The 22,293-nt window shown below is 68.2% G+C and carries 19 protein-coding genes; 12 read left to right on the forward strand and 7 right to left on the reverse strand.

The features are described 5' to 3' along the window. Positions 1-54: 54 nt before the first annotated feature. The 4 genes from cobD to TSH20_RS10890 all read left to right on the forward strand — a co-directional run bounded on the left by cobD (position 55) and on the right by TSH20_RS10890 (position 4,225). Positions 55-1,149: a threonine-phosphate decarboxylase CobD gene (cobD, locus tag TSH20_RS10875; RefSeq protein WP_109074749.1), complete on the forward strand. Its 1,095-nt coding sequence runs from the start codon at positions 55-57 to the stop codon at positions 1,147-1,149. A 136-nt stretch (positions 1,150-1,285) separates the two neighbouring features. After that, positions 1,286-2,680, forward strand: a complete 1,395-nt coding sequence (locus TSH20_RS10880; protein WP_247871269.1) for a diguanylate cyclase — start codon at positions 1,286-1,288, stop codon at positions 2,678-2,680. Positions 2,681-2,713: 33 nt separating this feature from the next. Beyond that, positions 2,714-3,031, forward strand: a complete 318-nt coding sequence (locus tag TSH20_RS10885) for an STAS domain-containing protein (protein ID WP_146205371.1) — start codon at positions 2,714-2,716, stop codon at positions 3,029-3,031. 3 nt (positions 3,032-3,034) lie between these two features. Further along, entirely contained in the window at positions 3,035-4,225 is a 1,191-nt protein-coding gene (locus TSH20_RS10890; protein WP_109074752.1) for a SpoIIE family protein phosphatase, read from the forward strand. Here TSH20_RS10890 and TSH20_RS10895 read toward each other — a convergent pair. Together TSH20_RS10895 and TSH20_RS10900 are read right to left on the reverse strand one after the other, a co-directional pair. Further along, on the reverse strand, positions 4,188-5,108 hold the full coding sequence (locus tag TSH20_RS10895) for a response regulator (protein ID WP_109074753.1): 921 nt from the start codon (positions 5,106-5,108) through the stop codon (positions 4,188-4,190). The genes TSH20_RS10890 and TSH20_RS10895 overlap by 38 nt on opposite strands. 132 nt (positions 5,109-5,240) lie before the next feature. After that, positions 5,241-8,687, reverse strand: coding sequence for a response regulator (locus tag TSH20_RS10900; protein ID WP_247871268.1), 3,447 nt, complete (start codon positions 8,685-8,687; stop codon positions 5,241-5,243). Positions 8,688-9,144: 457 nt separating this feature from the next. On the opposite strand from TSH20_RS10900, the gene TSH20_RS10905 reads away from it, so the two are divergent. Further along, a complete protein-coding gene (locus TSH20_RS10905; RefSeq protein WP_109074754.1) occupies positions 9,145-9,879 on the forward strand; it encodes an ABC transporter substrate-binding protein in 735 nt (244 codons plus the stop codon). Positions 9,880-9,961: 82 nt separating this feature from the next. Beyond that, the gene (locus TSH20_RS10910) at positions 9,962-10,603 is read left to right on the forward strand and encodes a glutathione S-transferase family protein (protein WP_109074755.1); all 642 of its coding nucleotides are present in this window, start codon (positions 9,962-9,964) and stop codon (positions 10,601-10,603) included. 62 nt (positions 10,604-10,665) lie between these two features. Here TSH20_RS10910 and TSH20_RS10915 read toward each other — a convergent pair whose 3' ends face one another. Genes TSH20_RS10915 through TSH20_RS10925 form a run of 3 tightly spaced genes read right to left on the reverse strand, consistent with a single transcriptional unit; the run spans position 10,666 to position 12,539 of the window. Further along, the gene (locus TSH20_RS10915) at positions 10,666-10,992 is read right to left on the reverse strand and encodes a DUF1244 domain-containing protein (protein ID WP_109074756.1); all 327 of its coding nucleotides are present in this window, start codon (positions 10,990-10,992) and stop codon (positions 10,666-10,668) included. Between the two features lie 32 nt (positions 10,993-11,024). After that, positions 11,025-12,251 (reverse strand): DUF2478 domain-containing protein, encoded by a 1,227-nt coding sequence (locus TSH20_RS10920; protein ID WP_109074757.1) that lies wholly within the window; start codon positions 12,249-12,251, stop codon positions 11,025-11,027. 45 nt (positions 12,252-12,296) lie between these two features. Continuing rightward, positions 12,297-12,539 (reverse strand): sulfurtransferase TusA family protein, encoded by a 243-nt coding sequence (locus tag TSH20_RS10925; RefSeq protein WP_085089306.1) that lies wholly within the window; start codon positions 12,537-12,539, stop codon positions 12,297-12,299. Positions 12,540-12,708: 169 nt separating this feature from the next. On the opposite strand from TSH20_RS10925, the gene TSH20_RS10930 reads away from it, so the two are divergent. Both TSH20_RS10930 and TSH20_RS10935 read left to right on the forward strand, forming a co-directional pair. Then, positions 12,709-13,731 carry an SDR family oxidoreductase gene (locus TSH20_RS10930; protein WP_109074802.1) on the forward strand — a complete coding sequence of 341 codons (1,023 nt, stop codon included), beginning with the start codon at positions 12,709-12,711 and terminating at the stop codon, positions 13,729-13,731. Positions 13,732-13,835: 104 nt separating this feature from the next. Further along, positions 13,836-15,086, forward strand: a complete 1,251-nt coding sequence (locus tag TSH20_RS10935; protein ID WP_109074758.1) for an Hsp70 family protein — start codon at positions 13,836-13,838, stop codon at positions 15,084-15,086. Between the two features lie 202 nt (positions 15,087-15,288). Here the strand turns inward: TSH20_RS10935 and apbC are convergent, their stop codons facing one another. Then, positions 15,289-16,443, reverse strand: coding sequence for an iron-sulfur cluster carrier protein ApbC (gene apbC / locus TSH20_RS10940; RefSeq protein WP_109074759.1), 1,155 nt, complete (start codon positions 16,441-16,443; stop codon positions 15,289-15,291). Between the two features lie 172 nt (positions 16,444-16,615). Between apbC and hflK the strand changes: the two genes are divergently transcribed. The 3 genes from hflK (at position 16,616) to TSH20_RS10955 (ending at position 20,700) form a co-directional block, all read left to right on the forward strand. Beyond that, a complete protein-coding gene (hflK, locus tag TSH20_RS10945) occupies positions 16,616-17,881 on the forward strand; it encodes an FtsH protease activity modulator HflK (RefSeq protein ID WP_109074760.1) in 1,266 nt (421 codons plus the stop codon). Between the two features lie 13 nt (positions 17,882-17,894). Next, positions 17,895-18,830, forward strand: a complete 936-nt coding sequence (gene hflC / locus TSH20_RS10950) for a protease modulator HflC (protein ID WP_109074761.1) — start codon at positions 17,895-17,897, stop codon at positions 18,828-18,830. Between the two features lie 202 nt (positions 18,831-19,032). Next, entirely contained in the window at positions 19,033-20,700 is a 1,668-nt protein-coding gene (locus tag TSH20_RS10955) for a DegQ family serine endoprotease (RefSeq protein ID WP_247871267.1), read from the forward strand. 110 nt (positions 20,701-20,810) lie between these two features. Here TSH20_RS10955 and TSH20_RS35295 read toward each other — a convergent pair whose 3' ends face one another. Continuing rightward, complete coding sequence (locus TSH20_RS35295) at positions 20,811-20,984, reverse strand: hypothetical protein (protein ID WP_169055058.1); 174 nt, start codon at positions 20,982-20,984, stop codon at positions 20,811-20,813. A gap of 524 nt (positions 20,985-21,508) precedes the next feature. Between TSH20_RS35295 and TSH20_RS10960 the strand changes: the two genes are divergently transcribed. Next, the gene (locus tag TSH20_RS10960; RefSeq protein ID WP_109074762.1) at positions 21,509-22,198 is read left to right on the forward strand and encodes a response regulator transcription factor; all 690 of its coding nucleotides are present in this window, start codon (positions 21,509-21,511) and stop codon (positions 22,196-22,198) included. Positions 22,199-22,293 lie beyond the last annotated feature (95 nt).

The raw sequence follows: 22,293 nt of genomic DNA on the forward strand, positions 1-22,293 counted from the left end.
GGCAATGGGGCGGCGCGCTGGCCGCGCGTCGGTGAATGAGGAAGAGGCGCGATCATGGCCGAAGACAGCCCGGTGACCAAGCCGTGCGTGGCGGACGAAGGGCGGACGGGGCAGGAGGCCTCCGCGGGCGGCGCCCTGCTGCATGGCGGCGACCTGGACGGCGCGCGCGCGGTGTTTCCCGGCGCGCCGGAGCCGTGGGTCGATCTGTCCACCGGCATCAACCCCTGGCCCTACCCGCTGCCGCCGGTGCGGCCGGATGCCTGGAACCGGCTGCCCGGCCGCGGAGAGGAGGCCGCGCTGCGGAACGCGGCGGCGGCCTGCTACGGCGCGCCGTCGGCCGAATTGGTGGCCGCGGCGTCTGGCTCGCAGGCGCTGATCCAATTGCTGCCCCGGCTGCGCGCGCCGGGGCGCGTCGCCGTCCTGGGGCCGACCTATGCCGAGCACGCGCGCTGCTGGGCGCTGGCCGGCCATGAGGTCCGGATGGTGGAGGAGGTGGAGGAGGTCGAGGTCCTGGTGATCGTCAACCCCAACAACCCCGACGGCCGGCACTGGCCCGCTGCCCGGCTGCTGGAGATAGCCGACGCACAGGCGGCGCGCGGCGGCTGGCTGGTGGTGGACGAGGCCTTCGCCGACATGCGGCCGGAGGACAGCCTCGCGGCGCATGCCGGCAAGCCGGGGCTGGTGATCCTGCGGTCCTTCGGCAAGTTCTTCGGGCTTGCGGGGCTGCGGCTGGGCATCGCACTGGCGCCGGCCGGGCTGGCGGCGGCGCTGCGCGAGGCCATCGGGCCCTGGGCGGTGTCGGGACCGGGGCTGGCCATCGCCACGGCGGCGCTGGGCGATCGCCATTGGATCGAGGCGACCAGGCTGCGGCTGGCGGCGGCGGCGGCGGAGCTGGACCGTATGCTGGAGGGGGCCGGCCTGCGGGTGGTCGGCGGGACCGAACTGTTCCGTCTCGTCGAGGACCCTCGGGCACCGGCGCTCTATCGTGCCTTGGGGGAAGCCGGGATTCTCGTGCGCCGATTCGAAGGCCGGGCGGACTGGCTGCGCTTCGGGTTGCCGGACGCCGCTGAAGATTGGCAGCGGCTTGGTGTCGCATTGGCTGTGGAAAGACGCCGGGCACTGCAACCGCGTGAAACGTCAGCGTCTTGAACAATCGGCGAAAATTTTATATACTCAACCGTTTTTAGAAATCCGGCCGTCACACTTCGACCCTGTCGGAAATCGCCGGCGTTGCGGGGATATAAAATTCTATGAAACACTCTCGGCCATGCCGGTATCGGGTTGCATGGTGATGATCTCGGGCCGTGGTGTGGATGACGGGCGCGATACCGCGTTTTCAGTCTTCGACCGTCTGCCGGTCGGGGTTTGCCTCGTCACGGCATCAGGGATCATCCACCACGCGAATCCAGCCCTGCATGACCTGCTGGGTTGCGAGGCGGGCGGCCTGCCGGGCCGGAGTCTGTGCGAATTTGAACTCGACCATGGTGGCTCCAGCAGCTGGGCGCAGGCTTCGGGTGATGCGCAGCGCGCCCTGCGGAACGATGGTTCCACACGCTGGGTGACGGTGGCTGAAAGTCCGTGGATTGGCAAAGCGGACGGCAAAGCCGGCATCAGCCGGCTGCTGACCGTTACAGACGTCGATTCGATTTTTCGGCAGGCCGGCGATCCGCGCGATGCGGAAGCGCCTGCCGGGATATCGGCGGTCGACGCTCTGCTGTACGAGGCGCCGATCGGTACGGCCGAAGGTGCGACGCGGACGGTCAGTCTGACCAAAACCGCCATCCACGAGCTGACCGAATCGCGCCCGAACGAGGAGCGGCTGGAGGCCATCCTCGAACAGAGTCCGATCGGCGTTTCTGTATCCCGGCGCGATGACGGCCGGATCATCTTCGTCAACACCCGCTTCGCCGAACTGATCGGCCTGCCGCGTGAAAAACTGATCGGCAGCCGTGCCCGCGACTATTACCTGGACAGCCACCAGCGCCTGCGCGTGTTGGAACGGCTGCGCGGCGGCAGCGGCGTCACCAATATGGAGGTCCAGTTCAAGCGGGCCGACGGCTCGCCCTTCTGGACTCTGTTCACGGTGAATCAGGCGGTGATCCAGGGCATGGCGGTCAATCTCGCCTGGATCTACGACTACACCGAGCGTCGCAGCATGGAAGAGGCATTGCGCGACATGGCGTCGCGCGATCCGCTGACCGGCATCTACAACCGTCGCTCCTTCATGGACATGGCGCGCGCCCAATTGGCCCGCGCCCACCGGTTCCACGAGCCGCTGTCCGTCTTCGTCCTCGATGTCGACCATTTCAAGCGCATCAACGACACCTTCGGCCATGCCACCGGCGACGACGCGCTGCGCATGGTGGCGGCCGGCTGTCAGGCGATTCTTCGGGAATACGACATTCTCGGCCGGCTGGGCGGGGAGGAGTTCGTAGTAGTCCTGCCCGGTGCGACCGCCGACGAGAGCCGCGTGGTGGCCGAACGGGTGCGCCGCCATCTGGCCCGCATGCCGATCGAGGCGACCGACGGCACCTTCCGCCTGACCGCGAGCATCGGCATCGCCGGACTGGAGGGGGCGACCGACACGTTGGAGCGGGCGATCCACCGTGCCGACCTCGCGCTCTATCGGGCGAAGCACCTCGGCCGCAACCGCGTCGCGGTGTTCGAGCCGGGAATGTAGGTCGGCAGGGTTTCAAGGGTGGATCGGGCAACGGTGGATCGGGTGATGGACTACACGGTGCGCGACAGCGGCGGCGTGCGCGAACTGGAACTGCGCGGGCAGATGACGTTCGAGGCCGACGCCGGGTTCCGGGACATCCTGTCGGAGTGGGAGAAGGGCGGCATTGCGGAGTGCGTGCTGAACCTGTCGGCCGTCGAGTATATGGACTCCGCCGGGCTGGGGCTGCTGGTCCTGGCGAAGAATGCGGCCAAGCGGACGGGCGTCGTCTTCCGCATCAGGCATCCGCGCGGTCAGGTCCGCGAGCTGATCGAGATCTCGGAGTTCCACACCATCATTCCCTGCGAGTTCTAGCCGGTGAGCGGCAGCCCGCTGGTCGTGATCGGCCATCCGCGTCCCCCGGCGGCGGGGCGTTTGCGCGGTGTGCTGGGCCGGCTGGGGGTTCGAAACATCATGGTGGTCGATGGCGACGGGCTGGCCGGGGCGTTGGCGGCCGGGACGCCGCAGATGCTTCTTCTGCATGCCGGCCTGCCGGGATTCGGGCCGGAACTGCTGGCGGGGCTGCGGACGGAGGCTCATCTGCGCGACCTTCCGATCCTCGTGCTCGGCCGCTTCCCCGGCGGGCGGGAGCGGGCGGAACTGCTGCGCGCCGGTGCGACCGATCTGCTGGCGCGCCCGCTGACCCTGGCGGAGCTGTCGGCCCGCCTGTCGCTGCATCTGGAAAACCGCCGGCTCGACCGCTCGCTGCAGGAGGTGATCCGCAGCCTGCGCAACCACCACAGCGACGCCGTGCAGCGGATGGCGCTGGCGCGCGACATGCAGTTGGACCTTTTGCCCGATGTCACGCTCTGCCGGTCGCTGGAGCGGCGCTATGGCATCGCGCTGGACAGCCATTTCGAATCCAGTTCGGAACTCGGCGGCGATCTGTGGGGCGCACGGCCGATCGACGACCGGCGCTTTGCGCTGTTCCTGTGCGATTTCACCGGCCATGGGGTGGCGGCGGCACTGAACACCTTCCGGCTGCATGCGCTGCTCGCCCGCAGCGATTTGCCGGCCGACGATCCGGCCGAAGCGCTGCGGGTGCTGAACGGCCTGCTGGTCGGACTGCTGCCGGAGACGCAATTCGCCGCGATGATCTATGCCGTGGTGGATGTCGCCGCCGACCGGCTGGTCTACGCCACGGCCGGCGCGCCGAAGCCGCTGGTCCGCCGCCCCGATGGTGAGCTGGAGATCGGTTCGAGCTGCGGCCTGCCGCTGGGCGTCGCGGCCGAGGCGCGCTACCGCAACCAACGCCTGGGCTTCCCGCCGGGCTCCGCGCTGGTCCTGTTCAGCGATGCCTTGTACGAGGCGCGTGGATGGGACGGGCAGATGTTCGGCTATGGCGGCGTGACCGATCTGGTGCGCGGCCTGGGGAATGGCGGCGCGCCGGACCGGCCGCTGCGTTGCCTGCTCGACCGCTATTTCGCGGCGATGCCGCGGCTGCTGGCCGACGACCTGACGGTGCTGTGGGTCAGTCGGACAGGCCGTCCGGCGTCCGGTCCAGATTGACGATGCCAACCACCCGGTTGCCGTTGCCGACATAGGTCAGCTGGTCGAATCCGACCATGCGGGCCAGCGCGATTCCGCGGCCATGGGTGGCGTTGGACTGGGAGGCATCGACCGACAGGTAGCGGTTGAAGTCGAAACCCGCCCCCATGTCGGTCACGGTGAAGATCACGCGGCTGTCGCTGCGCTCCACATGCAGGGTGGCGTATTTGTCGCGATGCTCGGCCGAGGCCAGCCTCGCCTCGATCTCGCGCGCCAGCATGCCGCTGGCCTTCAGCCGGCCCTTCGCCTCGAAGCCGATGCCGAGGTTGCCGTGCTCCACCGCATTCACCAGGATCTCCGACAGCCCGAAGGTCAGGCTGTGGGCGGTGGCGGCGACGGACGACAGGGTGATGGCGAGATTCTGCGCCTCCTGCAGGGTGCGGAAGCGGAAACGCCCGTCGCGCAGCAGGCCGATGGCGTTGGAGCGGGAACGCAGGTCGCCCTGCAGGCTCCGCATCCGCCCGGTGGTCTCCTCCGCCGCACGGACGACGGAGCGCAGCAGCGCACCGTCATAGGGCTTGAGGAGGTAGTAGAACACGCCGGCGCGGATGGCGGCCGCGATCTCCGAACTGCTGTCGGAGATGGTCTGGACGATGACGGGGATGTCGGCCAGATGCGGCTCGCGCTTCATCCACTCGTACAGTTCCAGCCCGTCGCCGTCGGCGAGCCGCCGGTCGAGCAGAACGACATGGATCGCCGACCCGCTGGCTGACAGGATTTCCCACGCCTGCGCCTTGGTCTCGGCCTCCAGCGTGCGGTAACCGATGCGGGAGAGGTAGCCGGCAACGATGGCGCGGGTCATTTCCTCGTCATCGACGACCAGAGCGGTGACGGCATCGGCCATGGTCGGCGTCTACTCCAACGGTTCGGGGAGCGGGATCGGGAAATCCGCGGCATTTTACTGAAACTGACGCTATTGCACAATCACCGGCGGCACTGCGTCGCAGCATGGCGGGTCGGCGACCCGGTCAGCGGTTCAACCGACGGACGCCTCCAGGGCCGCCGCGGCCTTCCGTGCGGCCGACAGCTCGGCGGCGACCCGTTCGCCGGCGGTGGCGGTCAGGGCGTCGAGGTCGCCGCTGCGGGCGGCGGCGACCAGATGATGCGCGGTGACGGCCAGCCGGTCGAACCCGACATTGGCCGCGGAACCCTTCAGGATATGCGCCTCGCGTTCGATGCCGGCGCAGTCCCCGCGCGCGATGGCGGCACGCAGCAGATCGAGATGCTGCGGACTGTCGCTGAAGAAGGTTTCCAGCAGCAGCGCGAACCCGTCACCGCCCAGCGCGTCGCGCAGTTCATCGATCTTTTCCGCATTGACGGTGGCAGGCTCCGGTTCGGACGGCGGCTGTGGCGGGGCAGGGGCTTGCCCGCCGCCATCGGCGGTGTCGTCGGCCGCCGGAACGACGAAGCGGGCGATGGTATCCAGCAGCTTGCGGGCGTTGATCGGCTTGGACAGATAATCGTCCATGCCGGCTTCTAGGCAGATGGCGGCGTCGCCCTGCATGGCGTTGGCGGTCAGGGCCACCACCGGGATGCGCGCGGCGGGGCCGGACAGCCGGCGGATCCGCCGTGTCGCCGTCAGCCCGTCCATCACCGGCATCTGGACGTCCATCAGGACGAGGTCGTAGGGCCGGGACGTCACCGCCTCCACCGCCTCCTCGCCGTTCGACACCGCTTCCGCGCTGTGTCCGGCGCGGCGCAGCAGGGCCAGCGTCAGCTGTTGGTTGACCGGATTGTCCTCCGCCACCAGCACGCGGGCGCGCTGCTTCGCCTCCGGCTGCTGGGCGGACGGGACATCGGTTTTGGCGACAGCCGCCATGTCGGCCGGCCCGCGGACGGGGAGCGACACGATTTTTGTGGCGGCGATAGCGCTTGCCGGGAGGGGATGCGGCCCGGATGCGAGGCTATCCGCAGGCGGTTGCGGTTCCAGCAGCCGGGCGAGGCATTGGCAGAGAGTGCTGAAGCGGATCGGCTTGGGAAGGTGGGTATCGACCGGTGACCGGTCCGGCTCCTGCCCCTCCGATCTCTGCGACGAGGCGAGCGCCAGCCGGATGCCGGCCAGTTCGGGGATGGACCGGATGCGGCGGGCCAGCTCGGGACCGGTCAGGCCCGGCATGCGGTGATCGAGGATGGCGGCGTCGAAGGGCTTGCCGTTCCGGGCGGCGGCGATCAGGCGGTACAGGGCCTGCTCCCCGTTCTCCGCCGTTTCGGTCACGATGCCGAAACCGTCGATCTGCCGGGTCAGCAGGTCGCGGTTGACGGCGATGTCGTCGACCAGCAGCAGGCGGCGCCCGGCCCAATCGCCGGCCGGCGTCGGCGGATGGGCGCTGCCCGCGCCGCGCTTCAGCGGGATGGTCACCCAGAAGGTGCTGCCCGATCCCGGCTGGCTGTCCACGCCGATCCGGCCGCCCATCAGTTCCGTCAGCCGCTTGCAGATCGCCAGCCCCAGCCCGGTGCCGCCATGGCGGCGGGCGGGCGAGGAATCCACCTGGGTGAACATGGCGAACAGGCGGGGCCGCTCCTCCTCCGGAATGCCGATTCCGGTATCGCGCACCTCGAACCGGACGCGGACGCCGTCGGATTCGGAACCGGCGGAAGCCGGCTCCTCGCTCAGCAGGATGGTGACGCTGCCGGTATCGGTGAACTTCACGGCGTTGCCGGCGAGGTTCAGCAGGATCTGCCGCAGCCGTCCGGCATCGCCCAGCAACGGGCCGCGCAGGCCGGGCGGCACGTAGCTGGCCAGATCCAGCCCCTTGGCCGCGGCGCGCGGCGCCAGGATCTCCGCCACGCTTTCAACCATCGGCACAAGCTCGAACTCGCCGATCTCCAGGTCCAGCCGGCCGGCGTCGATCTTGGAGAAGTCGAGGATGTCGTTGATGATGACCAGCAGCGATTCCGCGGAATCGCGGATCGTCTCGGCATAGGTGCGCTGTTCGGCCTCCATCGGCGTGTCGAGCAGCAGCCCGGCCATGCCGATCACGCCGTTCATCGGCGTGCGGATCTCGTGACTCATGGTCGCGAGGAATTCCATCTTGATGCGCTGGCCATCCTCCGCCCGCTCCTTAGCGTCGCGCAGCGTATGCTCCAGCCGCTTTTCCTCGGTCAGGTCGCGCAGGATCGCGGCATAGAGCGGGCCGGCCCCGGTCCTGACCAGCGCCATGGAATAGGCCAGCGGGAAGCTCTCCGCCTCCCCGGTGCCGTCGGATGCCGACGGCCGCAGGGCAACGGTCTCGCCCCGCCCCGCACGACCCATGCCGCGGCGGCCCTGTGCGATTTCGTCCATCGCACGGGCGGCATTGGTCCGCCTGTCCGGCGGCAGCAGATCCAGCACCGACCGTCCGACCAGCCCGCCCGGCGCGGAGCGGAAAATGGCGTGTGCGGCCGGATTGGCGGCCTCGATCACGCCGTCCGGCCTTGCGGTGACGATGCCCTCCGCGGCGGTGTCGACGATGGCGGTCAGACGGGCGTTGGTCTCTTCCAGTTCCTTGCCCTGCCGGCGCTGCGCCGCCAGTGAACGGGCAAGCATCAGCCCGAAGAGGCCCAGCAGCAGGATCATCCCGCCGGACAGCAGGGTCGCCGTCCACAGATTGTCGCGCCACCCGGCCAGCACCGCGTCCTTGCGCACGCTGACCGTCAGGACCAGCGGCCAGACCGGCGTCGTCCGGTAGGCGACGATGCGCGTGTCGGGACCGGCGCCGACGTCCGTCCCGGAATGGCGGAACACGCCATATTCGGCCTGCGGCAGATGGCGCTGGAACAGTGGGGTCGCGGCGAAGGAACGGGCGATCTCCTCCCCGGCCTGCGGCTGGACGGTCAGCAGGGTGCCGTCATAGCGGTACAGCGCGATGCGGTCGCCCACGACGGAGACGTTGTCGGCGACGTGGCCGCCCTGGACCGCGCGGTACAGGCCCTGGAAATAGTCCGGATTGACGGTGGCGACGACCACCGCCTGCAGTGTGCCGTCGGCGTCGCGCAGAGCGCGGCTCATCGGCAATATCCAGCGTCCCGACCGCTCTCCCCCATCGGCGCGGTCGATCAGGCTGCGTCCCGGGCGCGGATCGCCGATCACCAGGCCGCTGCCCTGGCCGGCCGCCGGCAGGCGGAAGACGTCCAGCACCGTCAGATAGAAGCCGGCGGGGCGCGTCCCCTCCGTGGTGGCGACGATGCGGCCGGTGCGGTCGAGCAGCGTCAGCCCGCGCAGGTGCGGCGAGCGGCGCAACCGGTCGGTCAGCATGGCGGTCGGGTCGGGGTCGGTCGCCCCATCCTGGCCGGTCCAGCTGGCATCGGACAGCGAATCGACGATGGAGGAGAGGGTCACGTCCACCGACTGAACCGTGCGGGTGGTCGATACCTCCAGCGCAGCGGCGAGGCTGGACAGGCTGGCCTCCGCCGAATCGAGTGCGGCCTGCCTTGCGGCGATCAACTGCTGTCCCTGGTTTATCAGCAGGGCGAAGACCGCCAGAAGGGCGAAGGCGATGACGCCGCCCCGCTTTTCGAAGAGACCTTTCAGGTCCGCTTTGGCTGGGGACAGGGACAGGACTGCGTTCCGGACGGTCAGATGTGGTCGAGCGACCCGGCCGGTTTCGCGGACCCGACGCGCAATCGCCTTCGGATTGCAGTCGAATCAAGGCGCTGGACGTCGGCCGTGGTCGAAGTTTGCGCCCGGGATAATAGCAGGAACGGACGGCGGACGCCAAGCACTCGCTGCTGTCCATGCTCGTGTTATGCTAAGATATCAGCGGCGCTTCGCCGATTTGTGTTTGGGGCGTGAAGAACTGGGGCGGTTGGTTAACGAAAGGTGTGACATGGCGACGCGGGTCCTCTGGGCAATCGGCTCGGCAATTCTGTCGGTTTTATCGGTTTCCATCGCTGAACCGGCTATGGCAGCCGATGGGAAACTTCAGAAAATTGCAGAGCAGAAGCAACTTCGTGTCTGCTCCTGGCCCGATTACTATGCAATCTCGTTCCGTAATCCGCGCACCGGCGCGTTGGAAGGGTTGGATGCGGAACTGGCGCAGGCCTTCGCCGACGATCTGGGTGTGCGGCTGGCCGTGGTGGAGAGCAGCTTTCCCCGCTTCATCGACGATCTGCTGGCCGATCGCTGCGACATCGGCATGTTCGCCATCGGTGCCACCCAGGCGCGGGCGCAGCGCGTCGCCTTCAGCCAGCCCTATCTGCGCAGCGGCATCTATGCGGTGACCACTCAGACGAACGACGGCATCCAGCGGTGGGAGGACCTCGACCGAGCCGGCAACGTCGTGGCGGTGCAGAAGGACACCTACATGGACGGCTATGCGCGATCGGCCATGAAAGCCGCGCGCATCGTCGCCGTCACCCGTCCGCAGGAGCGCGAGGAGGAGGTGCAGTCCGGCCGCGCCGACGCCTTCCTGACCGACTATCCCTATGGGCAGCGCATGCTGGCCTTCCACCCCTGGGCGCGGCTGATCGTGCCGGACGTGCCGGTACAGCCGACCCCCTATGCCTATGCGGTGGCGCCGGGCGATCCGGCGTGGCTGGAGCGGGTCAACGCCTTCGTTGCCGCGATCAAGACCGACGGCCGGCTGGAGACCGTCGCCGCCCGCTACAAGCTGACCCCCATCGTGGCGCGGGACTGAGCCGCGCGCCAAGAATGCGACCACGGGACAAATCCGTATTAGGATCGGTGGCGTCTTCCAGCAGTCAGCGGGGAAATCGTCGATGATCCTGATCGGACAGTATGACTCGCCCTTCGTGCGCCGTGTCGCCGTGGCCCTGCGCCTCTACGGCATGGCTTACGAGCACCGGCCCTGGTCGGTCTTTTCCGACGCGGCGGAGGTCGCGCGCTTCAACCCGCTGAAACGCGTGCCGACCCTGGTGCTGGACGATCTTATGCGGGAGGATGGCGAGGTGCTGATCGAAAGCGGCGCCATCCTCGATCATCTGGACGAGGTCGCCGGGCCGGACCGTGCGCTGATCGCCCGCCAGGGTGCGGACCGCCGCCGGGCGCTGAAGCTCTGCGCGCTTTCCACCGGCTTCGCCGACAAGGCGGTGAGCCTCGTCTATGAACGGGTGCTGCACAAGGAGCGGTCGGACCTGTGGGTGGAACGCTGCACCGGCCAGATCGGCGCGGTCCTGGATGTGCTGGAGGCCGATCGCGCCGCCGCGTCCGGCCCCTGGTGGTTCGGTGAGCGGATCAATCACGCCGACATCGCCGCCGCCTGCGCCCTGCGCTTCGTCGGCGAGGCCCATCCGCAGGTTTTCGACCGCTCCCGCTGGCCGGCGCTCGCCGCCCATTCCGACGCCTGCGAGGCGATGGCGGAGTTCCAGGCGGTGGTGCAGCCCTTTTCGGTGAGCGCCTGAAGCGGTGCCCCCTCCCGGTCCCTGCGTCGGCAGCGGACCGGAGGGGGACCCGTCGCTTCACCTTACCGGTGCCCGCTGATCTCTGCATGCAGCGGCTTGGTGTCCTCGAACGTCTTCTGCTGTTCGGGGGTGGCTTCCTTCTGGTGCTTCTGCTTCCATTCGGAATAGGGCATGCCATAGACGGCGATGCGGGCCTCCTCGTCGGATAGCTTGACACCGCGTTCCTTGGCCGCCGCCGCGTACCATTTGGACAGGCAGTTGCGGCAGAAGCCGGCGAGATTCATCAGGTCGATGTTCTGCACGTCGGTGCGCTTGCGCAGATGCTCGACCAGTCCGCGGAAGGCGGCGGCTTCCAGTTCGATGCGGGTCTGGTGGTCCAGATCGGCCATGGGGTCTCAACTCCTCCGGTGTTCTTGTTCGGTTAAGAGTGGGGTGGCCGGTGCAGCGTGACCATCCGGCCATAGGGATGAAAATCGCGCGATCCGCCACCGCCGGCGATGGTGCGCACCACCGCCTCGCGGTCGATGGCGACGAAACCGGCCAGCGAATGGACGCCATAGTCGAACAGGCGAGGGGTCAGCGGCGTGCCGGGGCCGATCATCGCCACCGTCGCGCCGGCCGAAACCCGCAATAGGCGGGGCAGGGTGCGGTTGGCGAAGGCGGACGCGGTGATGGCCACCGCCTCGGCCCCCGGCAGCAGCCAATCGCAGGCGGCCTCCGGATATTCGCCATCCTGGGGGTTCAGGTCGATGACCTTCGCGCGCGGCAGGCGGCGGGCAAGCTGGGGGAAGCCGCCGATCACCACCACCCGGCCCTCCACCGAGGCGAACAGGTCGAGCCCATTGCCGGGGACGCCGGTCACGTCCGGCCGGTTGTAATGCGCGTTCAGGGCGGCGACGCCGACCGCGATCTCCAGCGGATCCCAGGATTGGGCGGCCATCGCGGCGAGATCGCGCAAAGACCGGCCGGCCCAGCGTTGCGGATCGTCCTCGGCCGCCGGAGCCTGCCGGGCGGCGACGCCCAGGCCATCGGCGGTCTCCACCAGAACCCACTTGTCGCCGGTGACGACGCGGCGGACCTCGGCATCGGCGACGCCCTGGACGAGGTCCACATACATCCGCTGCGGCCCCCACCAGCGCCACAGCGCGTCCGGCACCGGCGACAGCAGGTCGCAGAATCCGCCGGTGGCGGTCTGCCATTCGTTGAGATAGCGGCTGCCGACGCTGGTCAGCAGGGGGATGCCCTCGGCGATGGCGGTCAGCATCTCGTCCGACAGGCCGTCGCCATGGGATTCCAAACCGGCGAACTTGTTGATCACCAGCAGGTCGACCCTTGATGCGACGGCATTGCGGATCGCCTGGCTGGCCTCGGCCACGCCGGTCGGGTCGACGCGGCAGGACTGCGATTCCCGCCCCAGCTTCTGGGTGATGTCATAGGCGCGTCCGGTGGCGACATCGACCAGTTCCATCCGCTCGGCGCAATCGTCGCCCGGCCCGTGGTTGCGCTGCACCAGCCCGCCGACGCGAAAGCCGCGCCGCTTCAACTCCGCCGTGAAGCCGTCCAGCAGCGCGTCGACGCCGTAGGAGCCGGGGCCATGGATCACGGCACCGGGGCGCAGCGGCGGCAGGGAGGCGGGAGGAAGCAGCATCGGGAGGACCTTTCGCGGGACGGCGGGCGGGTGGCGGCGGAGGCCTCAACCGCCGCGGCGGATGCGGTAGATGAAGACCGTCTTGTGGACCTCGTCCGGCTGGGTCTCGTGCGACAGCAGCGCGTTGTCGGTCGTGTTGCAGAAGTGCCGGAAGTCGATGACGGAGGCCGGATCGGTCGCATAGACCACCAGTTCCTCCCCGGTCTCCATCCCGTTCAGCAAGGCGCGGGTGCGCAGGATGGGCAACGGGCAATGCAGCCCCTTCACGTCAAGCTCTCTCGCCGGCACCGAGCCCGCTCCACACTGGTTGAGGACGAATTCCTTCAAGGACGCATGACTGTAGCGGGTTCCCGCCCGCTTCTCCAGACCGGCGGCCGAAAGGTCGCATCCGGGATTTTCGTCAACCGGCGCTGTTGTACGGCGCAATCGACGAAACCGGAATGGAAGGATGGCGGTCATGGCGAAGCGTTCTATGGACGACAAGGTGGTGGTCATCACCGGCGCCTCCAGCGGCATCGGCCGGGCGACCGCACTGGAATTCGCCCGCCAGGGGGCGGCGGTCATCCTCGCCGCCCGGCGGATGGCGGCCCTGCACAAAGTCGCGGAGGAATGCGTCGAGGCCGGCGGCCGGGCCATGGTGGTGCCGACCGACGTGACCGACCAGCGCGCGATGCAGCATCTGGCCGACCGCGCCGTTCAGGCCTTCGGCGGCATCGACGTGTGGGTCAACAATGCCGGCGTCATCGCCTTCGGCCGCTTCGAGGACATTCCCGACGAGGTGTTCGAGCAGGTGGTGCGCACCGACTTCTTCGGCATGGTTCATGGCTGCCGCGCCGTGCTGCCCCATTTCCTCGACCGTGGCGAGGGCATCATCATCAACACCGCGTCGATGGTGTCCAACATCGGCCAGCGTTATGCCACCCCCTACACCGCGGCGAAGTTCGCCGTGCGCGGCTTCTCCGAATCGCTGCGGCAGGAACTGGTGGACGAGCCGGGCATCCATGTCTGCATGGTGATGCCTGCCTCCATCGATACCCCGCTGTGGCAGCATGCCGCCAACTACACCGGCCGCGCGGTCAAGCCGCTGAACCCGATCCACCCGCCCGAGGAGGTCGCCGCCGCCATCCTGTCGCTGGCCCGCAATCCCCAGCGCGAGTTGTTCGTCGGCGCCGAAGGCCGTCTCGCCGCCGTCGGCAACGCCATGGCGCCCCAGATGACCGAACGGGCGTTGGCCCACACCATCGAGCGCGACATGTTCCAGAACCGCTCGGCGCCGGCCACGTCCGGCGGGGTGATGACCGCCATGCCGGAATATCAGGGAGCCAGCGGTGGCTGGATGGAACGGCGGCAGGAGCACAGCCGGGGCAGGGAGGATGGACGGAAGCGTTCCTTCTCCTGGACCAACCTGACCCTGTTCCTGCTGCCGGTGGTGCTGGCGAGCCGTCCGCTGGGTGCCCGGCGGATGCGCCACTCCTGGTGAATTTCAGGCGCGGTGCTTGATCCGGCGCGCCGGAGCCGTTATACGCTCGCCCCTTTTCCGGTGCGGCGGGTGGCCGCACCGGTCATCCGGGCAGGAGGCGGGACATGACGGCGTGCGGGCTCGATTTCGGCACCTCGAACACGACGCTGGGCGTGCAGGACGCGGACGGCTTCCGGCTGCTGGCGCTGGACGGCACGCGCACGACCCTGCCGACCGCGGTGTTCTTCGATTTCGAGCATGACCGGACCACCATCGGTCAAGCCGCCATCGACGGCTATGTGTCGGGGGTGGAGGGGCGGCTGATGCGCTCGATCAAGTCGATGCTCGGCACCGACCTGATCGACGCCGATACCGCGCTCCGCAAGGGCCGCATCAGCTTCCGCGCGGTGATCGGCACCTTCCTCGATCTGGTGAAGAAGCGGGCGGAAGAGGCGATGGGCGGCGAACTGGGCGACGTCGTCGTCGGCCGCCCTGTCCATTTCGTCGACGGCGACCCGGCCGGCGATGCTGCGGCGGAAGAGACGCTGGGGCAGATCGCGCGGGCGGCCGGATTCCGCAACGTCTCCTTCCAATTCGAACCCATCGCCGCCGCGCTCGATTACGAGCAGCAGGTCGCCGGGGAGGAACTGGCGCTGATCGCCGACATCGGCGGCGGCACGTCGGACTTCTCGGTCGTGCGGATCGGGCCGGAACGCCGCGGCAAGGCCGACCGGGCCGGCGACATTCTGGCGAATGACGGCATCCGCGTCGGCGGCACCGACTTCGACCGCGACCTCAGCCTCGCCACCGCCATGCCGGAACTCGGGTTTGGCAGCGCCATGAAGCGTGCCGGACTGCTGGCCCCCCGGAGCATCTATTTCGATCTGGCGACCTGGGCGAAGATCAACTTCCTCTACACCGCCAAGGCGATGGCCGAGTTGGAGCGGCTGCAGCGCGATTCCGCCGAGCCCGAGAAGATCGAGCGCCTGATCGGCGTGGTCGAGCACCGCCAGGGCCACGCGCTGGCGATGGCGGTGGAGCGGACCAAAATCGCGCTGTCGGACCATGAGGCGACGGAGTTGGCGCTGGATTGGGGCGACGGGGATCTGGCGCTGGCGGTGGACCGGGATGCGCTGAACCGCGCCACCGGATCGCTGGCGGCCCGCATCGGTTCGCGCATCCGCGATTGTCTGGCCGATGCCGGGGTGACCGCCGACCGCATCGACGCGGTGTTCCTGACCGGCGGCTCCACCCTGCTGCCCCAGGTCCGCGCCGCGATCCTCGCCGAGGCGCCGGGCGCGCGGGTGGTGGAGGGCAACATCTTCGGCTCCGTCGGCCTGGGGCTGACGGTGGAGGCGCTGCGGCGGTATGGGTGAGGGTCGGCTTCCTTTGCCCCCTCCCTAACCCTCCCCCGCTCTCAGCGGACCTACGGTCCGCCTGCCGCGTCAGCACAAAGCATAGCTTTGTGCGAGAGCTTCGCGGGAGAGGGGACTGCCGCCGCTCTGGCACTTAACCCCCTCTCCCGCGTAAGCGGGGGAGGGTCGGGGAGGGGGCACCCATGCGGGCACCCCCACACCCTCACTGCACCACGATGCGCGGCGCCGCGCGGCCGCCGGTGCCGCCGCCGATCTTTTCCCACAGGCGGTTGGCGATGCGGCGGTAGGCCTGGGCGTGTTCGGAGTCGGGCTGCGACACCACGATCGGCTGGCCCTGGTCGGAGGTCTCGCGGATCGACAGGTGCAGCGGGATCTCGCCCAGGAACTCCATGCCGAGATCGTCGGCCTCCTTGCGGGCGCCGCCGTGGCTGAAGATGTCGGTGCGGTGGCCGCAGTTGGGGCAGCAGAAATAGCTCATGTTCTCGATGATGCCCAACACCGGCACATCGACGCGGCGGAACATGTTCAGGCCCTTGCGGGCGTCCAGCAGAGCGATGTCCTGCGGGGTGGAGACGATCACCGCGCCGGCCAGCGGAACCTGCTGGGCCATGGTCAGCTGGGCGTCGCCGGTGCCGGGCGGCATGTCCACGACCAGGATGTCGAGATTGCCCCAATTCACGTCGCGCAGCATCTGCTGAAGCGCGCTCATCACCATGGGGCCGCGCCAGATCATCGGCGTGTCCTCGGCCACCAGGAAGCCCATGGACATCACCTTGATGCCGTAATTCTCCATCGGCTCCAGGCGCTTGCCGTCGGGGCTGTTGGGGCGGCCGGAGATGCCCATCATGCGCGGCATCGACGGGCCGTAGATGTCGGCGTCGAGCAGCCCGACCTTCAGCCCGTTGGCGGCGAGAGCCAGCGCCAGATTGGCCGCGGTGGTCGATTTGCCGACGCCGCCCTTGCCCGACGCCACCGCGACGATCGCCTTCACGCCGGGGACCAGCGGCTTCTGAGGGTCACCTTGCGGCGCACCGCCATGCGAATGCCCGTGCGAGTGGCCATGTCCGCCATGCGAATGCCCCTGCTGCGGTGCGGCCTGGGGCGCGGCGCGATGGGCGGTGAGCACCGCGGTGACCGACAGGACGCCGGGCAGGGCATCGACCGCCTTCTCCGCCGCGTGGCGCAGCGGTTCGGCCTGGGCGCCGCGCTTGGGGTCGACTTCGATGGAAAAAGCGACATGGCCGTCGCGCACCACGAGGCCCGACAACATGCCCAAACTGACGATGTCGCCGCCCCGGTCCGGGTCGATGACGGTCTTCAGCGCCTGCATGACTTGAGCTTCGCTGATCTGCGCCATGGTTGAAAACTCCGCTGTCTTCCCGATATTGGCGGATATCCGTTGGTGGAATCCTTGCCGAAGGGTATGGGGGACTATAGGACCGACGGACGAGATCGGTAAAGGGATGCGCGGGGCTTAAGCCGTTGCGCTTCCACATGATGGGACGAATCGCAGAGGGGGACACAGTCGGATGCCGTGGAACAATCAAGGTGGGGGCGGCGGTGGCGGCCCCTGGGGTCCCCCGCCGGGCAACAACGGCCCGGGCAACCCGTGGGGGCGTCCCCAGGGCGGGGGAAATGGCGGCGGTGGCGGTGGCCCGCAGCCTCCCGACCTTGAGGATCTCCTGCGCCGCAGCCAGGATCGTCTGCGCCGCGCCATGCCCGGCGGCTTCGGCAGCGGCCGTGGCATCGCGCTCGTCGCCGGCGTGCTCGGCCTGATCTGGCTCGCCAGCGGTATCTACCGCGTCGAGGCGGACGAGCAGGGCGTGGTCATGCGCTTCGGCCAGTGGACCCGCACCGAGCAGCCCGGCCTGCGCTATCGCCTGCCGTCGCCGATCGAGACGGTGCTGCTGCCCAAGGTGACGCGCGTCAACCGGATCGAGGTCGGTTACCGTTCCTCCGTCGGCGGCGGCCGCACCGACCGCGACGTGCCAGACGAGTCGCTGATGCTGACCGGCGACGAGAACATCATCGACATCGACTTCACGGTGTTCTGGGTCATCAAGGACGCCGGCAACTTCCTGTTCAAGATCCGCGAACCGGAAGTGACGGTGAAGAAGGCCGCCGAAAGCGCCATGCGCGAGGTCATCGGCCGCACCGACCTGCAGCCCGCCCTGACCGAGGCGCGCCAGCAGATCGAAACCTCGACCCGCCAGCTTCTCCAGACCATGCTGGACGAATATCAGTCGGGCATCGAGATCACCCAGGTCCAGCTGCAGAAGGCCGATCCGCCGCAGCCGGTCATCGACGCCTTCAACGACGTGCAGCGTGCCCGCGCCGACCGCGAACGCGCCCGCAACGAGGCGGAAGCCTACCGCAACGACATCATCCCGCGCGCCCGCGGCGAGGCGGAGCGGCTGGTGCAGGAGGCCTCGGCATATCGCGAGCAGGTGGTCAGCCTGGCGCAGGGCGATGCCGAGCGTTTCCGCAAGGTGTACGAGGCCTATGCGCTGAACAAGGACGTCACCGCCAAGCGCATGTATCTGGAAACCATGGAGGAAATCTTCCGAGGCCGGAACAAGATCATCGTCGACGGATCGGCGCAGAACGTCGTGCCCTATCTGCCGCTGAACCAGCTGGCCCCGCACGCGGTGCCCGCGCCGCAGCAGCAGGCGCCGCGCCAGGCGCAGCCGAACCAGAGCGGCAGCCAGGGCGGCGCACGGTCTGGCACGCAGACCCAGCCGCTGTCCTCGCTGTCGCAAAACCCGCCCCAGAATTCTTCAATGTCCGGCCAGTGAGGAGGATCGCATCATGAAACGCACCCTCGCCATCGCCGGCATCGCCATCGTGGCCCTCGGCATCGTCGCGTCGTCTTCGCTGTTCACCGTCAACGAGGCCCAGCAGGCGCTGGTTCTGCAGTTCGGCGAACCGCGCCGGGTGATCCGCGAACCGGGCCTGCAGGTGAAGATCCCCTTCATCCAGGAAGTCCGGCTGATCGACCGCCGCGTCCTCGACCTCGACCCGCCGGTGGAGCAGGTCATCCTGGCCGACCAGAAGCGCCTGGACGTCGACGCCTTCGCCCGCTACCGCATCCACGACCCGCTGCGCTTCTACCAGACCGCCGGGACCGAGGCGGTGGTCGAAACCCGCCTGAACTCGATCGTCAACTCGTCGCTGCGCCGCGTGCTCGGCAACGTCACGGTGCTGGCCGTCCTGTCGGACGAGCGTGCCCGCATCATGACCGACATCAAGCAGCAGGTGAACGACGAGGCCAAGCGCTTCGGCATCGAGATCGTCGACGTGCGCATCCGCCGCGCCGACCTGCCGGAAGAGACCAGCCAGTCGATCTTCGCCCGCATGCGCTCCGAACGCGAACGCGAAGCGGCGGAGGCCCGCGCCCAGGGTCAGGAACAGTCGCAGCAGATCAAGTCGCGCGCCGAACGCGAGCGCACGGTCATCATCGCGGAGGCCCAGCGCGACGCGCAGATCCTGCGCGGCGAAGGCGACAACACCGCGCTGAAGCTGATCGCCGAGGCGACGTCGCAGGACCCCGGCTTCTACGGCTTCTACCGGTCGCTCGAAGCCTACCGGAAGTCGCTGAACGGCAACGACACCACCATGGTGCTGTCGCCGAACGGGGAGTTCTTCCGCTACTTCAGCGGCCCGGGTCCGCAGGCGGGCGGTGGTCCGGCTGCCGCCGCTGCTCCGGCTCCCGCTCCCGCACCGGCCCCTGCGCCGGCGCAGTAAGGCCCCGCAAGGCGGGATTGACGCGGTCTTGCGGCCGGGTCGGGTTCAACCCCGATCCGGCCGCAGGCATGTTCGGCATCCTGTTTCCACGGCAGGAGGTCCGCAGCATTGGTTCAATGGAAATCCGAAGGCTTAAGATTTCCACTGGTGCCGACTGGACCGGCACGCCATCTTGCGGCCATACTCGTGGCCCAACACATATATGGCCCAGAACCGGGCGGCCGCTCCCGCCCACGGAATCGGCCGGACGTCTGGTAGGGAGAGCACGTTGATTCGCATACCCAACTTCGAACCCGCCACGCGCGGCGCCGTGGCCGAAGCCCGGCCTCGCAAGGCGGGCGTCCGGCCGCTGGTCGCCGCCATCGTCTGGGGCATGACCTCGGTCATGGCCGGCGGTGCCGTCATCGGCGCGCTGGCCGGTGCCGCACCCGCCCAGGCCCAGGCGGCCCAAGCCCAGGCGGCAACGCCGCCCCGCAATGCGCCCGGCAGCTTCGCCGATCTGGCGGAAAAGCTGCTGCCGGCGGTCGTCAACATCTCCACCAGCCAGAACGCCCCGCAGCGTCCGCCGGGTCAGCGGCCGGAGATCCCGCAATTCCCGCCGGGTTCGCCCTTCGAGGATTTCTTCCGGGACTTCTTCGACCGCCAGCAGCAGCAGGACCAGCCGCAGCGTAAGGCGACCTCGCTGGGTTCCGGCTTCGTCATCGACGCCAAGAACGGCTATGTGGTCACCAACAACCACGTCGTTCAGGACGCCGACGAGATCACCGTCATCCTGCAGGACGATACCAACATCAAGGCGGAGCTGGTCGGCAAGGACAGCAAGACCGACCTGGCCCTGCTGAAGATCAAGACCAGCCACCCGCTGGTCGCCGTGCCCTTCGGCGACAGCGACGCCATGCGCGTCGGCGACTGGGTTCTGGCCATCGGCAACCCGTTCGGTCTGGGCGGGTCGGTCACCGCCGGCATCATCTCGGCGCGCCAGCGCAACATCGACGCCGGCCCGTATGACGATTTCCTGCAGACCGACGCCTCGATCAACCGCGGCAATTCCGGCGGCCCGATGTTCAACCTGAACGGCGAGGTCATCGGCATCAACACCGCCATCTTCTCGCCGTCGGGCGGGTCGGTCGGCATCGGCTTCGCCATCCCGTCCAACCTCGCCAAGCAGGTGGTGGCGCAGCTGAAGGAATACGGCAAGACCCGCCGCGGCTGGCTGGGTGTGCGCATCCAGGCGGTGACGCCGGAGATCGCCGAAAGTCTGGGCCTGCCCAACCACAAGGGTGCGCTGGTCGCCTCCGTCACGCCGGAAGGTCCCGCCGCCAAGGGCGGCATCCAGGCCGGCGACGTGGTGACCAAGTTCGACGGCAAGGAAATCGACGAGATGCGGCGCCTGCCGCGCGTCGTCGCCGAAACCAGCATCGACAAGGCCGTCCCGGTCGAAGTCTGGCGCAAGGGCAAGTCGCAGACCGTTCAGGTCAAGGTCGGCGAGCTGGAAGCCGCGGAAGAGCAGGGTCTGCTCGCCGCCGGTCCGGAAGACAAGCAGCAGCCGAAGGAAAAGGCCCCGGCCCAGAAGCCGACCGAATCGCTCGGCATGAAGCTGACCGCCATCACGCCGGAGCTGCGCCAGCAGTATGAGATCAAGCCCGACATGAAGGGCGTGGTCATCACCGATGTGGCCGGCAACTCCACCGCGGCGGAAAAGGGCCTGCGCGCGGGCGACGTCATCATCGAGGTCGGCCAGGAAGAGGTCCGCAAGCCCGAGGACGTGACCGCCAAGGTCCAGAAGGCCAAGGAGCAGAACAAGAAGTCCGTCCTGCTTCTGGTCGACCGTAAGGGCGACCTGCGTTTCGTGGCGATCCCGCTCAGCTGACCGGCTGCGGGGAACGAACAAGTGCGTCCAGAATGGGGCGTCGGCGGGAAACCGCCGGCGCCTTTTTTGTTGCGGCGGTGGGAAGAGGGGCGGGGAGGCGGCTGAGCCGCCTATGTCCGGTCCAGCAGCATCGCCAGGGCAACGGCGCCGGCCAGCAGTGCGCACAGGGTGCCGACGATGGCGAGGCTGCGCAGGAACTGGCGGAACTCGCCCTGCTTCCACGCACTGCGCCCCAGCAGCACCAAATAGCCCGCCATGGCGGCGACGATGATCTGCCAGCCCATCCCGTCCTCGTCCTGTACCCGCCGGGCGGCGGAAGCCGGCAGACATGCGCATGCGCGGCCCGGACCGGTCAAGCGGTACGACCATGGCCGCAGGCGCAACTATATCGAAAGTGCACCCCCTCCATTCGGGTTATCTGTTGGCATCACCACGTCGGCGGCTGCCGATGCAACTTCGTGTGAGAAAATTGTGCCCTTCCTCGCTTAAGAGAGGCTGCCTTACGCAAATAAGTGGTGGTTAACAAAACAGTTAACGCCTTCGAGCGCGTCAATGTTCGCTACTGTGATATCTTTGGAACCGGCAATCTTGGAGAGGCTTTGCGCATATGCCCAATGCGTTCTTCTTTTAACTCTGGAGAGTGGTACCGTAGGGCACGACACGGGGGTAACCTCACCCTAAATAACGGCCTGCCGGAGCTATCGAGGGGTAATCGCTGAAACGCCAATGCGTCGCGACCCTTCTCTGTACAACGGCCTTCACCCTGGCCACCACGTCATGACGATGGACCAAATTGCGGGAGCGGACGATGGACTCAGTGCGCGCTTTTCTAGTCGACTCGAACAAGCTGTTTCGCGAGGGGTTGAAGCGCCTGCTCGATGATTCGCCCTTCCAGATCGTTGCCGAGGCGGGAAACCTGCGGGAGGCGCTGGGGTCGGTTGAAAGCGGCTTGCGGCCTCAGCTTGTCCTTCTGGACCTGCAGAATGGCGGCGACGAGGAAGCCGACGGGATGCGCCGCCTGCGCGCCCTGCTTCCGGAAACCCGCATGGTCATCCTGACCAGCGACCTGTGCACCCGCCGTCTCGCCAACGCGCTGGAGGCCGGTGCCGACGGCTACCTGATGAAGGACCTGTCGTCCGACGCGCTGGCCCAGTCGCTGAAGCTGGTGATGATGGGCGAGAAGGTGTTCCCGACCCATCTGGCGGCGCTGCTGATCTCCGGCCGCGTCAACGGCAACGGCACCGAAATGCCGGTGTCGCGCAAGGGCCTCTCTCAGCGCGAGGTGCAGATCCTGCGCTGCCTGCTGAACGGCGACAGCAACAAGATGATCGCCAACCACCTGAACATCACGGAAGCCACCGTGAAGGTTCACCTGAAGAGCCTGCTGCGCAAGATCAACGCTTCCAACCGTACGCAGGCCGCCATCTGGGCGCTGAACAACGGCATCGGCGGCGAGCTGGCCGGCGCCAACGTCGTTGCCGCGGCGGCGAACCAGTAACCACGCGCCCGTCCATTGCCCCCGTCCCCACCTTGCCGGTTCGCCGGGAAGGTGGGGGACGAGGCAGTCATTGCATGACATGAATTGCCCGCCTG

The sequence above is a fragment of the Azospirillum sp. TSH20 genome, from assembly GCF_003115935.1.
In the GTDB taxonomy this organism is placed as follows: domain Bacteria; phylum Pseudomonadota; class Alphaproteobacteria; order Azospirillales; family Azospirillaceae; genus Azospirillum.

Bases quoted from the DNA above. Each gene is read 5' to 3' on its own strand.
- TSH20_RS10895 (WP_109074753.1), bottom strand. From the start codon at position 5,108: ATGGCCGATGCCGTCACCGCTCTGGTCGTCGATGACGAGGAAATGACC.
- TSH20_RS10920 (WP_109074757.1), bottom strand. From the start codon at position 12,251: ATGCTGCTTCCTCCCGCCTCCCTGCCGCCGCTGCGCCCCGGTGCCGTG.
- TSH20_RS10930 (WP_109074802.1), top strand. From the start codon at position 12,709: ATGGCGAAGCGTTCTATGGACGACAAGGTGGTGGTCATCACCGGCGCC.
- cobD (WP_109074749.1), top strand. From the start codon at position 55: ATGGCCGAAGACAGCCCGGTGACCAAGCCGTGCGTGGCGGACGAAGGG.
- apbC (WP_109074759.1), bottom strand. From the start codon at position 16,443: ATGGCGCAGATCAGCGAAGCTCAAGTCATGCAGGCGCTGAAGACCGTC.
- TSH20_RS10915 (WP_109074756.1), bottom strand. From the start codon at position 10,992: ATGGCCGATCTGGACCACCAGACCCGCATCGAACTGGAAGCCGCCGCC.
- hflC (WP_109074761.1), top strand. From the start codon at position 17,895: ATGAAACGCACCCTCGCCATCGCCGGCATCGCCATCGTGGCCCTCGGC.
- TSH20_RS10935 (WP_109074758.1), top strand. From the start codon at position 13,836: ATGACGGCGTGCGGGCTCGATTTCGGCACCTCGAACACGACGCTGGGC.
- TSH20_RS10880 (WP_247871269.1), top strand. From the start codon at position 1,286: ATGGTGATGATCTCGGGCCGTGGTGTGGATGACGGGCGCGATACCGCG.
- TSH20_RS10910 (WP_109074755.1), top strand. From the start codon at position 9,962: ATGATCCTGATCGGACAGTATGACTCGCCCTTCGTGCGCCGTGTCGCC.
- TSH20_RS10960 (WP_109074762.1), top strand. From the start codon at position 21,509: ATGGACTCAGTGCGCGCTTTTCTAGTCGACTCGAACAAGCTGTTTCGC.
- TSH20_RS35295 (WP_169055058.1), bottom strand. From the start codon at position 20,984: ATGGGCTGGCAGATCATCGTCGCCGCCATGGCGGGCTATTTGGTGCTG.
- TSH20_RS10955 (WP_247871267.1), top strand. From the start codon at position 19,033: ATGGCCCAGAACCGGGCGGCCGCTCCCGCCCACGGAATCGGCCGGACG.
- TSH20_RS10905 (WP_109074754.1), top strand. From the start codon at position 9,145: ATGGCAGCCGATGGGAAACTTCAGAAAATTGCAGAGCAGAAGCAACTT.
- hflK (WP_109074760.1), top strand. From the start codon at position 16,616: ATGCCGTGGAACAATCAAGGTGGGGGCGGCGGTGGCGGCCCCTGGGGT.